Annotated in this window: 12 protein-coding genes; 2 read left to right on the forward strand and 10 right to left on the reverse strand. The window is 66.0% G+C overall.

Annotated features, from left to right (window positions below):
• Nucleotides 1-64: 64 nt before the first annotated feature.
• Nucleotides 65-808: a proteasome-type protease gene (locus ACEF39_RS17815; protein WP_500286030.1), complete on the forward strand. Its 744-nt coding sequence runs from the start codon at nt 65-67 to the stop codon at nt 806-808.
• A 72-nt stretch (nt 809-880) separates the two neighbouring features.
• Here the strand turns inward: ACEF39_RS17815 and ACEF39_RS17820 are convergent, their stop codons facing one another.
• The 4 genes from ACEF39_RS17820 to ACEF39_RS17835 form a co-directional block, all read right to left on the reverse strand.
• On the reverse strand, nt 881-2,392 hold the full coding sequence (locus ACEF39_RS17820) for a two-component system sensor histidine kinase NtrB (RefSeq protein ID WP_500286031.1): 1,512 nt from the start codon (nt 2,390-2,392) through the stop codon (nt 881-883).
• 4 nt (nt 2,393-2,396) lie between these two features.
• Nucleotides 2,397-2,837, reverse strand: coding sequence for a response regulator (locus ACEF39_RS17825; protein WP_025878695.1), 441 nt, complete (start codon nt 2,835-2,837; stop codon nt 2,397-2,399).
• Complete coding sequence (locus tag ACEF39_RS17830) at nt 2,834-4,651, reverse strand: sensor histidine kinase (RefSeq protein ID WP_500286032.1); 1,818 nt, start codon at nt 4,649-4,651, stop codon at nt 2,834-2,836. Before ACEF39_RS17830 ends, ACEF39_RS17825 begins: the two co-directional genes overlap by 4 nt.
• A 201-nt stretch (nt 4,652-4,852) precedes the next feature.
• Nucleotides 4,853-5,236 (reverse strand): BON domain-containing protein, encoded by a 384-nt coding sequence (locus ACEF39_RS17835; protein WP_500286033.1) that lies wholly within the window; start codon nt 5,234-5,236, stop codon nt 4,853-4,855.
• Between the two features lie 188 nt (nt 5,237-5,424).
• On the opposite strand from ACEF39_RS17835, the gene ACEF39_RS17840 reads away from it, so the two are divergent.
• A complete protein-coding gene (locus ACEF39_RS17840) occupies nt 5,425-6,468 on the forward strand; it encodes an oxidoreductase (RefSeq protein WP_500286034.1) in 1,044 nt (347 codons plus the stop codon).
• Between the two features lie 410 nt (nt 6,469-6,878).
• On the opposite strand, the gene gnd is transcribed toward ACEF39_RS17840, so the two are convergent.
• The 6 genes from gnd to lipB all read right to left on the reverse strand — a co-directional run bounded on the left by gnd (nt 6,879) and on the right by lipB (nt 13,927).
• Complete coding sequence (gnd, locus tag ACEF39_RS17845) at nt 6,879-7,784, reverse strand: phosphogluconate dehydrogenase (NAD(+)-dependent, decarboxylating) (RefSeq protein WP_500286035.1); 906 nt, start codon at nt 7,782-7,784, stop codon at nt 6,879-6,881.
• Between the two features lie 10 nt (nt 7,785-7,794).
• Nucleotides 7,795-9,033 (reverse strand): hypothetical protein, encoded by a 1,239-nt coding sequence (locus ACEF39_RS17850; protein ID WP_500286036.1) that lies wholly within the window; start codon nt 9,031-9,033, stop codon nt 7,795-7,797.
• A 17-nt stretch (nt 9,034-9,050) separates the two neighbouring features.
• Nucleotides 9,051-9,674, reverse strand: a complete 624-nt coding sequence (locus ACEF39_RS17855; RefSeq protein ID WP_500286037.1) for a DUF2242 domain-containing protein — start codon at nt 9,672-9,674, stop codon at nt 9,051-9,053.
• 177 nt (nt 9,675-9,851) lie between these two features.
• A complete protein-coding gene (locus tag ACEF39_RS17860; protein WP_500286038.1) occupies nt 9,852-12,029 on the reverse strand; it encodes a carboxy terminal-processing peptidase in 2,178 nt (725 codons plus the stop codon).
• Between the two features lie 189 nt (nt 12,030-12,218).
• Nucleotides 12,219-13,229 (reverse strand): lipoyl synthase, encoded by a 1,011-nt coding sequence (lipA, locus tag ACEF39_RS17865; protein ID WP_500286039.1) that lies wholly within the window; start codon nt 13,227-13,229, stop codon nt 12,219-12,221.
• 17 nt (nt 13,230-13,246) lie between these two features.
• Complete coding sequence (gene lipB / locus ACEF39_RS17870; RefSeq protein WP_229979891.1) at nt 13,247-13,927, reverse strand: lipoyl(octanoyl) transferase LipB; 681 nt, start codon at nt 13,925-13,927, stop codon at nt 13,247-13,249.
• Nucleotide 13,928 lies beyond the last annotated feature (1 nt).

The raw sequence follows: 13,928 nt of genomic DNA on the forward strand, positions 1-13,928 counted from the left end.
CGCGGGCATGCCATCGTCACAACGGCCTGCCTACAATCCGGGACGCATATGATAGGGCACCGACATGACCTATTGCGTTGGAATCGAGGTGGACGAGGGCCTGGTCTTCGCCGCCGACACCCGCACCAATGCTGCGCTGGACGATGTCCGCGTGCACCGCAAACTGCACGTGTTCGAATATCCCGGCCAGGCCGCCTACGTGATGATGGCTGCGGGCAACCTGGCCACAACCCAGTTGCTGGTGTCGCGGCTGAAGCGCGATGCTGACGAGCGACGCACGCCGAACCTGCGCGACATGGCCCATCTGTTCGAGGCTGCGGCCTACGTCGGCTCCCTGCTGGTGGACAGCCAGGTGCAGAGCCAGCACACCGAACACGGCCATGACGGGGTGAACACCCAGGCGACCCTGATCTTCGGCGGGCAGATTGCCGGCGAACAGCCCGGCCTGTACATGGTCTACCCGCTGGGCAACGCCATCGCTGCCTCGCCGGAAACGCCCTATCTGCAGATCGGTGAATCCAAGTACGGCAAGCCGATCCTGGACCGCATCGTGACGCCGTCCACGCACCTGGAAGATGCCGCGCGCACCGCGATCGTCTCTCTGGATTCGACCATCCGTTCCAACCTGTCGGTGGGCCTGCCGGTCGACCTTGCGCTGCTGCGCGCCGGCGAACTGCGGATCAGCCAGCAGCTGCGGCTGGGCGCCGATTCACCGCTGTACGCCGACATCCACCAGAACTGGTCGCGGCGGCTGGAACAGGCCGTGGAAAGCCTGCCGCGGTTTCCATGGGAACCCGGGCAGCCGTAGTGCCGGCCGCTGGCCGGCAACCACAATGATCCAATCCTGTGCGGATGCCGACCAGCGGCCGTCCCCCCTGTATCAGCCGAGTGCGTCGGCCACTGCGCGGAATACCTGCTGCATCTGCAGCGGCTTGCGCAGCAGGTGCACCTCGATGCCTGCGGGGAACACATCCGCCGGCATTTCCCCGGCAGCATCTTCCAGTATCAGCGCCGGACCGCGATACCCAAGCGTGGCCATCTCGCCCAGCAACTGGCTGGCCGACAACAGCTTGGAGCCGGCATCGGCAATCACCAACGCCGGCATCGCCTCCTGCTGCATCCAGCGCAGCGCGGCCGGGCCATCGGAGGCCAGCTGCAGCTGGTAGCCCTGGCTGGACAGCGCATTGCCCAGCAGCGACAGGCGGGTAGCTTCACCATCGACCACCAGGATCGACTGGCCACTGCCCAGCGCCACCAGTTGTTCGATCGGTTCGCCGCCCTCGGCGCTGGCATGCATCGGCAAACGCAGCTCGAAGCAGGTGCCCTGCCCCAACTGGCTGTTGACGTGGATGCTGCCACCGGCGCCTTCAACGATGCGCTTGCAGGAAATCAGGCCCAGCCCGGTGCCATTGGCCTTGGTGGTGAAGAATGGATTGAACAGATGCGACAGCGTGTCCGCATCCATGCCGGTGCCTTCATCGACCACCGCGATGCGCAGCCAGTCCTCGCCATCGCGCTGGCCACCATGGCTGGCGGTCAGGCTCAGGTTGCCACCATTGGGCATCGCCTGGATCGCATTGAGCGCCAGGTTCAACAACACCTGCTGCAGTTCGGTGTAGTTGGCATCGACCACCAGCCCCTCATCCTCGACCACCAGGTCCAGGCGGACGCCATCGGGCACGTTGCTGCGCAACAGCAGCGCCACGGCCTGGAACAGGTCATCGATGTGGATGCGTTCGCTGGCCTTGCGCGAACCGCGCACGAACGACAGCATCGATTCGGCCATCTCATGGCCACGGCGACCGCACTCGGCGATCACGTCGGCCAAGTGGTGCAGTTGCGGATCCTCGGTACGCGCTTTCAGCAGGTCCGGCATGATCAGCAGCGGCTGCAGGATGTTGCGCAGATCGTGGCTCAGGCCCGCCGCCAGCAGCGACAGGCTTTCCAGCCGTTGCGCGCGCATCAGCTCGGTTTCCACCCGCGAGCGCTCGATGGCGCTGCGTGCCTCACGCACCGCGCGCGCCACGGCGGACGGCAGGCGTGCCGGCTGGTGCTTGATGATGTAATCGTTGGCCCCCTTCTGCAGGGCCGCCACCGCATTCTCCTCGCCCATGGTGCCGGAGACGAAGATGAAGGGCACTTCCGGCAACGCATCGCGCACGATGCGCAGCGCGTCGTCGCCGGAAAAGCCCGGCATGCTCAGGTCGGACAGCACGATGTCCGGCTGGAAGCGCGCCAGCGCACGGCGTAGATCGTCCGCGCTCTCGACACGCTCGAACGTGGCCTCAAGGCCCGCATCGAGCATCTGTTCGGACATCAGCTCGGCATCCTCGGGGGAATCTTCCACCAGCAGGATGCGCAATGCGTCGAGCGCGGGACCGGTCAGGGGCATGGGCTTACTCGATCTCCGGAGCTTGGTTGATCAGTGCCCAGAACTTGCCCAGGGTCTGCACTGCGCCGAAGAACTGGTCCACGTCCACCGGCTTGACCACGTACGCGTTGACGCCCATGTCCCAGCTGCGGGCCAGGTCGCTTTCCTCGCGTGAAGAGGACAGGATCACCACCGGCAACCGCTTCAGCTCATCGTGTTCGCGGATCTGCCGCAGCACTTCCAGGCCATCCATGCGCGGCATCTTGATGTCCAGCAGCAGCACCGCCGGCAGGCCTTCTTCGCGGCTGGCGAAGGCGCCACGGCGCAGCAGGTAGTCCATCACTTCCACGCCGTCTTCGACGTGCACGATGGGATTGGCCAGGCGCGCTTCCTGCAGCGCATCGATCGCCATTTCGGCGTCGGCCGGGCTGTCTTCGGCAAGGAGGATGGTGCGCAGCGTCGTCATGTGATGGGGCCCTGTTTGTCCGCGTCGAGCACGGGGGGAAGATAGAAGTGGAAGGTGGCGCCGGCATCCGGTGCGGCCTCGGCCCATATGCGGCCGCCGTGGCGGGTCAGCACCCTGCGCACGCTGGCCAGGCCGATGCCGGTGCCGGGGTAGTCGCTGGCCTTGTGCAGGCGTTGGAAAACGCCGAACAACTTGCCGGCGTAGGCCATGTCAAAGCCTGCACCATTGTCGCTGACCGTGAACTGATGACCGCCATCGGGCTGCTGCTGGTAGTCCACGCGGACCTTCGCCGGCTCGCGGTTGGCCGAGTACTTCACCGCGTTGCCCAGCAGGTTCAGCCAGACCTGGCGCAGCATGTTTTCGTCGCCCACCACGATCGGCAGCGGCGCGATGCTCCACTCCACCTGATGCGCGTGGCCGCTGCTCTCGGCTTCGCTCTGCACGTTCGCGTCGAGCATCGCGCGCGTATCGGCCACCAGCGACTGCATGTCCACGGTCTGTTGGCGCATCGCGGCGCGGCCCAGGCGCGAATAGACCAGCAGGTCGTCGATCAACGTGGCCATGCGCCGCGCTGAACCGGAGATCACCCCCAGGTAGTGCTGGCTCTTTTCGTCGGCCGCCTCGCCCAGATGGCGCGACAGCTTGTCCGAGAAACCGGCGACATGGCGCAGCGGCGCCCGCAGGTCGTGCGACACCGAATAGCTGAATGCTTCCAGCTCACGGTTGACCTCCGAGACCTGGGCGACCTTGCCTTCCAGCTGCCGGTTCAGCTCTTCAACGCGTGTCTGCACCGCACGCTGCACGGTCACATCGCTGATGGTCAGCAACACCACTTCGTCGTCGGTGTCAGGCAGCGGCATGCGCCGCGCGTTGAGCAGCATGTAGCGGGACATGCCATCGGCGCCGCGTTGTTCATGTTCGAAATCCCACAGCTCGCGGCCGCGCAGCAGCACATCGGCCAGACGCTGGCGAACCACCGGATCACGCCACGCGCCTTCGCCTACATTTTCCAGCAGCAGACCGTCGGCGCGCTCATCCTGCAGCCCGTACAACTCGGAGAACGCGGGATTGTGCAGCTGCACGCGCAGCTCGCGATCCAGCAGTACGATCGGCTCGCGCACGGTCTGCAGCACCGACGCCGCGCGCGCAGCCGCGCGCTGCGACTGCCGTTCAGCCTGCAGGCGGCGGCCGATCTGCCGTTGCAGCAGCCACAGCACCAGACCGAGCAGCGCCAGCTGCACCAACAGCGAGCTCCACGACACGAAGTTGGTCTGCCGCTTCTGTCGCTCCGCCTGGGCGGCGCGCTGGGCCAGCAGCGCTTCCTCACTGGCCTGCAGCTCTTCCACCAGGCCGCGGATCGGGTAGCGCGTGCTCAGGTCCTGCACCAGCTCGCGCTGGTCGCTGTTCGGCTCGGACCTGGCCAGCTCACGCGCAACCCCCATACGGCCTTCCAGCATCGACTGGATGCGGCCGATGCGGATCAGCTGGTCGGGATTATCGCGAGTCATCCGGCCCAGTTCGGCCAGCCGCTCGGGGATATCGTTGGACTTGGCCATGCGCTCGCGCAGGCCTGGCGCATCCACACCTTTGGACAGCGTCAACGCAGCCGATTCGATGTCACGCACGTCGGTCTGCAGCTGCTGCAGGGCCACGGTCACCTGCTGGGTATGGGTCACCCAGCCCATGGCCAGCTCGTTGTCCTGCTGCAGTTTGCGCAGGGTCAACCACGGGACCACGATGATGGCTGCCGCTGCCAATGCCAGAGCAGGCAGTCGCCAGCGATCCCAGATGTCATCACTGAAAACCAGCGCCATAGTTCCTCGTCAGCTCAGCTGCGGGAGTGCGATCCGGACAGGATCGGCCGCAGCGGAACCGGCAATATAGCGCAGCCGGTCACACCTCTGGGGTAATCGGTCCATCAGGCGGGCCGTCCACCAGTACGCGTCGAGCAGGCCCGACACCACAAAACAGGGGCACCCCATGGGAGCGCCCCTGCTGGCAACCTGTGGTGTCGATCAACGCTTGGCGGCACTGACCTTCAGCGCGGAAGCATCAACGCGGGTCACACCCTTGATGCCCTTGGCGGTGGCGACAGCCTTGTCGTGCTCGGCCTGGGTAGCGACGGTGCCGCTCAGGCTGACCACGCCATTGACCGTTTCCACCTTCACTTCGGTACCCGGCACATTGCTGCTGGTGAGCAGATCGGCCTTGACCTTGGTGGTGATCCAGCTGTCTGTGACCGGCTCGTTGGAATCATGGCGGTCCGCATGGGTCATCGCCGAATGATCGGTTTTCGGCGGGCTCTTCGCTGCGGTGTCCTGGGCGAATGCGGCCGAGGAGGACAGCGCCAGGCCCAGGGTGAGGGCGGAAGCCAACAGCGTACGGGTCGTGGTGCTCATCGTCTGGTTCTCCTACTGGTGGGTGCGCCCAGTGTCGCCAAGTGCTTGTAGTGCAGACGTGGCGCTGCGGTCATGCTCACGTGAATGGGCGCAGCAGCGGCGGCAATGGTTCAGCTTCCGGGCGCGTAGTCATCTCGTTTACCCTGAGGTTCCTGTCCTGCACTTCACGATCTGCGCGGAGTCCTCCCATGCGCCCTGAGCTGCAACTGGCCCTGATCGGCTACGGCCTTGCCGGCCGCGTCTTCCACGCCCCGCTGATCCAGCACACGCCGGGGCTGGCCCTGCACAGCGTGGTCAGTTCGCAGCGCGATACGCTGCTGCGCACCTTCACCGACGTCCACGTACGCGCTACCGCGCAGGAGGTCTTCGATGACCCTGCAGTGGATGCGGTGGTCATCGCCACCCCGAACGAACAGCACGCGCCGTTGGCGATCGCCGCGCTGGCCGCTGGCAAGCACGTACTGGTGGACAAACCGTTCGCGGTGAACGTTGACGAAGCCGAGCAGGTGCTGGCTGCAGCGCGCAGCGCCGAACGCATCGTCACCGTGTTCCAGAACCGGCGCTTCGATGCGGACTTCCTGACCCTGCAGGCACTGCGTGCCGACGACACACTCGGTGACATCGCCGAATGCCACGCGCATTTCGACCGCTATCGTCCGCAGGTGCGCGAACGCTGGCGCGAGCAGGATGGGCCGGGCAGCGGCCTGTGGTACGACCTGGGGCCGCACCTGCTGGACCAGATGCTGGTGCTGTTCGGCTGCCCGCAGGCGATCGATGCGGACCTTGCCGTGCAGCGCGAAGGCGGCAGCGGCGTCGACTATTTCCACGCGGTACTGCACTACCCGCGCCATCGCGCGATCGTGCATGCCGGTTCACTGGTCGCTGCGCCTGCACCTCGTTTCGCCGTGCATGGCACCCGCGCAAGCTGGATCAAGCACGGCCTGGACGTGCAGGAGGCGCAGCTGCGTCGCGGCGTCGCGCCAGGCGCACCGGGATGGGGCGTCGATCCGCGCCACGGCGAACTGCTGCACTGCGATGCGGAGGACAACGTCGAGCGCAGCACCGTGGACAACCTGCCCGGTGACTACCGGCGCCTGTATGCCGACTTCGCAGCGGCGATGCAGGGCGAAGGCGCGCCGACGGTCAGTGCGCAGCAGGCGCTGCAGGTGATGCGGTTGTTGCAGGCGGGGATGGACAGTGCGCGCGAAGGGCGGCGAGTGCAGGTGGGGTGATCGGCAGGGCTGCACCCTGCACCTGCCGAATCAACGTCAACGTCAACGTCAACGTCAACGTCAACGTCAACGTCAAAAGCTGGGCTGCTGAGGGATGGCGGGGTGGGTCCGGTTGCGGGGGACGCTGCAAGTACGTCCATGTAAGCTCGGTCGCCGCATCCATGCGGCTCACGCCCCCGCAACCGGACCCACCCCGCCTTCGACAGGTTCACGCGGCTGTTGGTGGGTGTCGACCTTGGTCGACACGGCATTGCCTGCTCTTGGTGGGTGTCGACCTTGGTCGACACGGCATTGCCTGCTTTTGGTGGGTGTCGACCTTGGTCGACACGGCATTGCCTGCTTTTGGTGGGTGTCGACCTTGGTCGACACAGTAGATCCACGCCATGCGTGGATCCACGTCAAACCGGTGCTTACGACTTCTTGATGGCGTGGCCGCCGAATTCGTTGCGCATCGCCGACAGCAGGCGGTCGGTGAACGAGTTCGACTCGCGCGAACGCAGGCGTTCGAGCAGCGACAGGGTGATCACCGGGGCCGGTACGTCCAGCGCAATCGCTTCGGCGACGGTCCAGCGGCCTTCGCCGGAATCCTCCACGTACGGTGCGATGCCATCCAGCGAGGGATTGCGCTTGAGCGCTTCGGTGCTGAGGTCCAGCAGCCACGAACGCACCACGCTGCCGTGGCGCCAGACTTCGGCCACCTTGGCCAGGTCCAGCTCCATTTCCTTCTTGCGCTCCATCAGCGCGAAGCCTTCGGCGTAGGCCTGCATCATTCCGTACTCGATGCCGTTGTGGACCATCTTGGTGAAGTGGCCTGCGCCGGACGGGCCCACGCGCGCCCAGCCACGGTCTTCGGCCGGTGCCAGCGTGCGCAGCAGCGGTGCGATCTGCTCGACCACCGCGGCATCGCCACCTACCATCAGGCTGTAGCCTTCCTGTAGGCCCCACACGCCACCGCTGGTGCCGCAGTCGACGTAGCCCAGGTCGTCTTCGGCCAGCGCCTTGGCGCGACGGATCGAGTCCTGGTAGTTGGAGTTGCCACCGTCGATGACGACGTCACCTTCGGCCAGGTGCGGGTTCAACTGGCCCAGCGTCTGGTCCACGGTCTCGCCAGCCGGCACCATCAGCCACACTACGCGCGGCACCGGCAGCGCCGCCACTGCGGCGGCCAGCGAATCAACCACTTCCAGGCCGGCTTCAGCGGCGCGCTGGCGGGCACCCTCGCCCGGGTCGTAGCCGACCACGCGGTGGCCGCCTCGGTGCAGGCGCTGGGCCATGTTGGCGCCCATGCGGCCGAGGCCGATCATTGCAATATCCATTGTTTCACCTTCAGTTGTTGTCGGAAGTCAGACTGCCTGGCTGGCCCGTCGTCGCGCAGTGGCGCAACTGCGCCTCGCGCCAACGCCGGTAGAGCGTGGTATGCAGATTGTGCAACGCCAGGTCGATGGAAAACGGCGTCCGCGGATTCCGGTCGAGCAGGCGGATGATGTGATAGCCGACAGGACGTATACCGCGTGGGTGCGCGTAGATCACGAACTGCTGGTAGAACGCATCGTCCAGCAACTGGTCCATCTGCTGCACGATTTCACGATAGCGCGGGGCCAACTGCTCACGCAGGGCCGGATCACGCTCGTACAGCAGCCGCTCGAAGTAGCGCTGGCCGACGCGCGGAATACCCTGCGCCAGCTGCCACAGCGCACGATTGCGCTGGTCGTACCAGGCCAGGCCGCCGTGCGCGGCCAGCGCCTGCGCGGCGCCCTCGCCCACCTCCACCACGACGAAGTTCTCCGCCTGGTTGCTGAGATCGTCCAAGGTGCCTTTGTCGAAGACGTGTTCGATGAAGCCCGGCAGTCCGACAAAGGCCTGCCGCCCCATCGCCGACGTGCGCACGGCCTTGCCGTCGGCCATGAACTGGCCTGCCTGCGCACCCAACAGGATGCTGTCGGTGTCGTGCAGGCCAAGGAACGTGCCGATGGACAGTTCGGCGGGCGCGAATTCCGTATCGAAGGCCGCATCGCCGTACAGCTCGCGTTGCGTGGCCAGCTGCGCGACCTGGCGGCCGACACCGCACTCGGCGCGCACGTGGCCCGTATAGAACGCATCCAGTGCGCGGCTGTTGCTGGCGGCCGGTACATAGCCGCGGCCGAAGCTGCGTACCCGCTGCCACCCCTGTGCCTGGGCACCACGAGCGCCAAAGCCTATCCAACCCAGCTGCACACCGGTGAAGCGGAAGGTTTCATTGTCCTGCAGTGCCTGCGTGGCACGTTGCACGGCCGTGCCCAGTTCAAACGCGTAGGCGCAGACCGTGGCCGGGTCGTCCAGCAGCTGCTGCAACAGGGCCTGCCGGTCGGCCTCAGCCAGCGTATCCGGCCAGCGCACACGCAGATCACCGGCCGCCTGCGCCTCGGCCAGCGAGGCACGCGTGCACACCGGCCCATCCTGCACCTGCGGTGCGCTGATCGCGGTGGTTTCGAAGCGCCATCCCAGCCGCTGCAGCAGGCCTTGGGTGCACTCGGCCGTAGCGGCCAGTGCGCTCAGCGGCCAGCCCAGCAGCAGGGCCCAGGCCATCACCCTGCCACGCACGTTCAGCCCTGGTCCGTTGCTGCCGGCGCTGGTTCGGGCTCAGGCCCGGCGGGGGGCGGCGGCAGCGCAGCCGGTTGCGGTTGCGGTTGCGGCTCTGCTTTCACTGCCGCCGGCAGGTACTGCTGCAGGCGCTGGAAGAAGCGCCGATAGAATTCGGCATCGGTGATCGTGCTGCTGGCCACTTTCACCAGCGAGTCGTCATTGCTGCCGAACGGCAGCGACACCGAGCCCAACGCGCCCACGCCGACACTGGCCGAGGTCGGGCTCTTCTTCAGCGCATAGCGGTCCTGCACGGCGCTGACGAACACCAGCGCCTGGCTGCCACGCGGCGCGCACGAGATACGCAGCACCAGCTGTTCGTGGTCATCCTCGCGCGGCTGGAAATTCTTGTTGCCTTCCACCTGCGCGTCGTCCGACCGTGCGATGGCATAGCCCTGGCTGAGCAGCGTGCGCCGTGCCGCCTCGCAGGCTTCGGCCGGACGGCCATCGACGGTGCGCGAGAAGGTGTCGCCGGAGTCGAAGGACTCCCGCAACAGACTGCTGTCGGCGGCACGACCGCCACAGGCGGACAATGCCAAGGCACTGATGGCAGCCAGCAGGGAAGCAGAAAGAAGGGAGGCCCGCATGGGTACTCCTGCGAAGACGGTAATCACGAGGGTAGCCCCCTGGCCGTGTGCGCCGGGTCGAAAACACCGGGCCCGTCCCCCACCGTTGTACCCGGTTCATGCAAAAAAGGGGACGGAGGGGATTAAGTCGTTTGTGTCACTAACGACTTAATCCCCTCCGTCCCCTTTTTCAGTCAATCAGTCGGCCCAGCGGCCTGCGGCGGTGGACTGCGGCAGCACCTGCGCCGACAGCGGACGGTCGGCCTCCAGCAGGTTCACCGCGTCGGCCAGGATCGAGGCCGATTCACGCAGCAACGGATCCGGGCGCTTCTCGGCGGCCTTCTCGCGGGCGGCATCCTTGACGATGTCGCGCTCGTTGCCGGTCAGGCCGTCATCGCTGCTGTCATCGGCCAGCGGGTCCAGGGCCAGGCCCAGTTCCTTGCGCACGATCTGGCGCTGCTTGCGCTGGGTGTCCTGGCGCTCGCGCTCGGCACGACGGGTCGCTTCATTCAGCGAAACGTACTTCTTCGCTGCTTCAGTACGGAACTGCTCCACGTCCTCGTTCCACCACTGGAATTCCTTGTCGGTGGCGATACGCGAGTCATGGCGCGTTTCCAGCTTCGGCAGCAGCGGCGCGAAGTTGCCGTACTGGGTGTGCGGCACCGCGGCGATGCGGGTCCACGGCAGCGCATTGTCGTAGGTGCTCTCGCCGAACTCGGTGGCATCGACGCTGGCCGGGAACGCCAGGTCCGGCACCACACCCTTGTGCTGGGTGCTGCTGCCGCTGATGCGGAAGAACTGGGCGATGGTCAGCTTCACTTGGCCAAAGCGCTGGGATTCGCCACTCGGCCAACGGTCCAGGTCGACGATGTTCTGCACCGTGCCCTTGCCGAAACTGGTTTCACCGATGACCAGGCCACGACCGTAGTCCTGGATGGCACCGGCAAAGATCTCCGATGCCGACGCCGAACCACGGTTGATCAGTACGGCCAGCGGACCGTCCCATGCCACGCCCTGGTTGCGGTCACTGTTGACGGTGACACGGCCACCGGATTCGCGCACCTGCACCACCGGACCCTGCTCGATGAACAGACCGGTCAGCTCGATGGCTTCATCCAGCGAACCACCACCGTTGTTGCGCAGATCCAGCACCACGCCGTCCAGCTTGTCGGTCTTGAAACCGGCCAGCAGCTTGGCCACGTCGCGGGTGGCCGAAGCGTAGTCAGCGGCGTTGCGACGACGGCCTTCGAAGTCCTGGTAGAAGGTCGGCAGCTTGATCACACCAACCTTGCGTGCCGGCTCGCCATTGGCGGACGGGATGGTCATGGTCTCGCCCTTGGCGGCCTGTTCGGCCAGGCGCACCTTCTGCCGGGTCAGCACCAGCGTGTGGTGCTTGCCGTCAACGCCGGCTTCGGCAGGAATGAATTCCAGCTTGACATCGGTGTCCTTGGCGCCACGGATCTTGGCCACCACATCATCGATGCGCCAGCCGATCACATCTTCCACCAGCCCGGACTTGCCTTGGCCGACACCCACAATGCGGTCCCCCGGCTTCAGCGTGCCATCCACGGCAGCCGGACCACCGGCGATGATCTCGCGGATCACCACCACGTCGTCCTGGCGCTGCAGCTGCGCGCCGATGCCTTCCAGCGACAGCGACATCGCCTGGTTGAAGTTCTCGGCGGTACGCGGAGTGAAGTAATCGGTGTGCGGATCAACCGCGCTGGTGTAGGCGTTCATGAAGAACTGGAAGGTGTCTTCGCCCTTCAGCTCGTTGACCGACTTTTCCAGGGTGGCGTAACGCTTGTCCAGCGTCTTGCGGATGTCATCGGACTTCTTGCCGGCCAGCTTCAGGCGCAGCCAATCGTTCTTCACCGACTTGCGCCACAGCTCGTCGAGCTCGGCATTGGACGCCGCCCACGGCACGTCCTTGCGGTCGTACTCGAAGCGCTCATCGGTGGTGAAATCCGGTTCCTGCTTGAGCAGCTTGCGCGCATAGGCCACCCGCTCGCCGACGCGCTGCTTGTAGATCGCGAACACCTGGAAGGCCGGCTCCAGTTCGCCGCCGCGGATGGCATTGGCAATGCCGGCCTGGAACGGCGCGAAGCGGGTGATGTCGGCCTGGGTGAAGTACTGCTTGCCGCCGTCCAGCGTCTCCAGGTAGCGCTTGAACACATCCTTGGAGGTGGCTTCATCGAGCGCACGCGGGCGATAGGCGTAGCGGCTGTCGGACAACAGGCCGTACACCAGCTTGGAGGTGGTCACCTGATCGGCGGTGGAGGCAGCCGGCAACGCCGGCGAGTCGGCCTTGGCCGCCAGCGCCAGCGGCGCGACCAGCGCCAGGGCCATCAGGAATGCGGGGGCTTTGAATTTCATTGACGTGCTCGAAGGCGCCTTGCCAAGGGGGAGACTGCAGGGTGTTCAGACACCGCGACAGTGCCGAAAGTTGCCGGGTTTGTCACCCGCCCACGTTCGGTGGAAAACCAGCCTAGCGGGGCCGGTGTAGCAAATTGTGAATGCAGGCGAAGGCGTGCGGACCAACGGTCCGCACCCACCGGCGGAGCGTCAGGAAACGCCGGCGCCCTTGGCCTGTACGTCGGCGTGGTACGACGAGCGCACCATCGGGCCGGAGGCCACGTGGCTGAAGCCCAGCTCGTAACCGTAGACTTCCAGCGCCTTGTAGTCTTCCGGGGTCCAGTACTTCAGCACCGGGTGATGATGCGCGGTCGGCTGCAGGTACTGGCCGATGGTGATCATGTCCACGTTGTGCGCACGCAGGTCGCGCATGGTGGCCTTGATCTGTTCGAAGTCTTCGCCCAGGCCCAGCATGATGCCCGACTTGGTCGGCACGTCAGGGTGCTGTGCCTTGAAGTTCTTCAGCAGGTTCAACGACCACTGGTAATCGGCACCCGGGCGCACGTTGCGGTACAGGTCCGGAACGGTTTCGATGTTGTGGTTGAACACATCCGGCGGGTTCTGCGCGAGGATCTCCAGCGCGCGCTCCATGCGGCCCTTGCCGCGAAAGTCCGGGGTCAGCACTTCAATGCGGGTGCCCGGCGACTTCTCGCGGATGGCGGTGATGCAGTCGACAAAGTGCTGGGCACCGCCGTCGCGCAGGTCATCGCGGTCGACGCTGGTCACCACCACGTACTTCAGACCCATGTCGGCCACGGTCTGGCCCAGGCTGGCCGGCTCGTTGGCATCGGGCGGCTTCGGCCGGCCGTGTGCCACGTCGCAGAACGAGCAGCGACGGGTGCAGACCTCGCCCAGGATCATGAAGGTGGCGGTGCCGTGGCTGAAGCATTCGTGGATGTTCGGGCAGCTGGCCTCTTCGCACACAGTCACCAGGCGGTTCTCGCGCAGTTTGGCTTTCAGGTTCTGCACGGCATTGCCCGAAGGAATGCGCACGCGGATCCAGGAGGGCTTGCGCAGCACCGGCACGTCGGCGAACTGCACCGGCGAACGGTTGATCTTGTCCCCACCCATCTGCTTGACCCCGGCCTGCAACGGCGCGGTGGACGGAAGCTCGGCCTGCACGATCTGCAGGGGAATGGTGCGGGCAGTGGTTTCAGTCATGGCGTTTCCGGGGGCGGTCAGGCGGCCGCAGAGAGATCAGGCAGTTCAGGCACGGGCTGCAGCAGCAGGCCGAACTGGCGGGCCAGGTGGTCCAGCAGCACCGGCTTGACGGCGTCCATCCCGGACGGACCGCCCAAGTCTAGCACCGTGGTCACCTGCAACCCCTCGTAACCACAGGGGTTGATGCGATGGAAAGGGTCAAGGTCCATGGCCACGTTGAAGGCCAGGCCATGGAAGGTGCAGCCGCGGCGCACGCGGATGCCGAGCGCGGCGATCTTGGCGCCACCGACATAGACGCCCGGGGCGCCGTCGAGCCGTTCGGCACCGATGTTCCACTCGGCCAGCGTGTCGATGATGGCCTGCTCGATGCGGCACACGTAGTCGCGCACGCCGATGCCCAGCCGCGGCAGACGCAGCAGCGGGTAGATCACGATCTGGCCGGGGCCGTGGTAGGTCACCTGGCCGCCGCGATCGACGTGGACCACCGGGATCTCACCCGGCGCCAGCACGTGCTCGACCTTGCCGGCCTGGCCCAGGGTGAACACCGGATCGTGCTCGACCACCCACAGTTCGTCGAGCGTGTCGTCGTCGCGCTGGTCGGTGAAACGCTGCATGGCGTGCCAGACCGGTTCGTAGGGCTGGCGCCCCAGGTCACGGACCACCGCCGGGCGCGGCGGACGCGCCTCGGGGGCCGCCACT

The organism is Stenotrophomonas indicatrix (assembly GCA_041545745.1).
GTDB lineage: Bacteria > Pseudomonadota > Gammaproteobacteria > Xanthomonadales > Xanthomonadaceae > Stenotrophomonas > Stenotrophomonas indicatrix_A.

Excerpts from the sequence above, each read along its gene's own strand:
- gnd (WP_500286035.1), bottom strand. The coding sequence starts at position 7,784 with ATGGATATTGCAATGATCGGCCTCGGCCGCATGGGCGCCAACATGGCC.
- ACEF39_RS17825 (WP_025878695.1), bottom strand. The coding sequence starts at position 2,837 with ATGACGACGCTGCGCACCATCCTCCTTGCCGAAGACAGCCCGGCCGAC.
- ACEF39_RS17850 (WP_500286036.1), bottom strand. The coding sequence starts at position 9,033 with ATGGCCTGGGCCCTGCTGCTGGGCTGGCCGCTGAGCGCACTGGCCGCT.
- ACEF39_RS17860 (WP_500286038.1), bottom strand. The coding sequence starts at position 12,029 with ATGAAATTCAAAGCCCCCGCATTCCTGATGGCCCTGGCGCTGGTCGCG.
- ACEF39_RS17840 (WP_500286034.1), top strand. The coding sequence starts at position 5,425 with ATGCGCCCTGAGCTGCAACTGGCCCTGATCGGCTACGGCCTTGCCGGC.
- ACEF39_RS17855 (WP_500286037.1), bottom strand. The coding sequence starts at position 9,674 with ATGCGGGCCTCCCTTCTTTCTGCTTCCCTGCTGGCTGCCATCAGTGCC.
- ACEF39_RS17815 (WP_500286030.1), top strand. The coding sequence starts at position 65 with ATGACCTATTGCGTTGGAATCGAGGTGGACGAGGGCCTGGTCTTCGCC.
- lipA (WP_500286039.1), bottom strand. The coding sequence starts at position 13,229 with ATGACTGAAACCACTGCCCGCACCATTCCCCTGCAGATCGTGCAGGCC.
- ACEF39_RS17820 (WP_500286031.1), bottom strand. The coding sequence starts at position 2,392 with ATGCCCCTGACCGGTCCCGCGCTCGACGCATTGCGCATCCTGCTGGTG.
- ACEF39_RS17830 (WP_500286032.1), bottom strand. The coding sequence starts at position 4,651 with ATGGCGCTGGTTTTCAGTGATGACATCTGGGATCGCTGGCGACTGCCT.
- ACEF39_RS17835 (WP_500286033.1), bottom strand. The coding sequence starts at position 5,236 with ATGAGCACCACGACCCGTACGCTGTTGGCTTCCGCCCTCACCCTGGGC.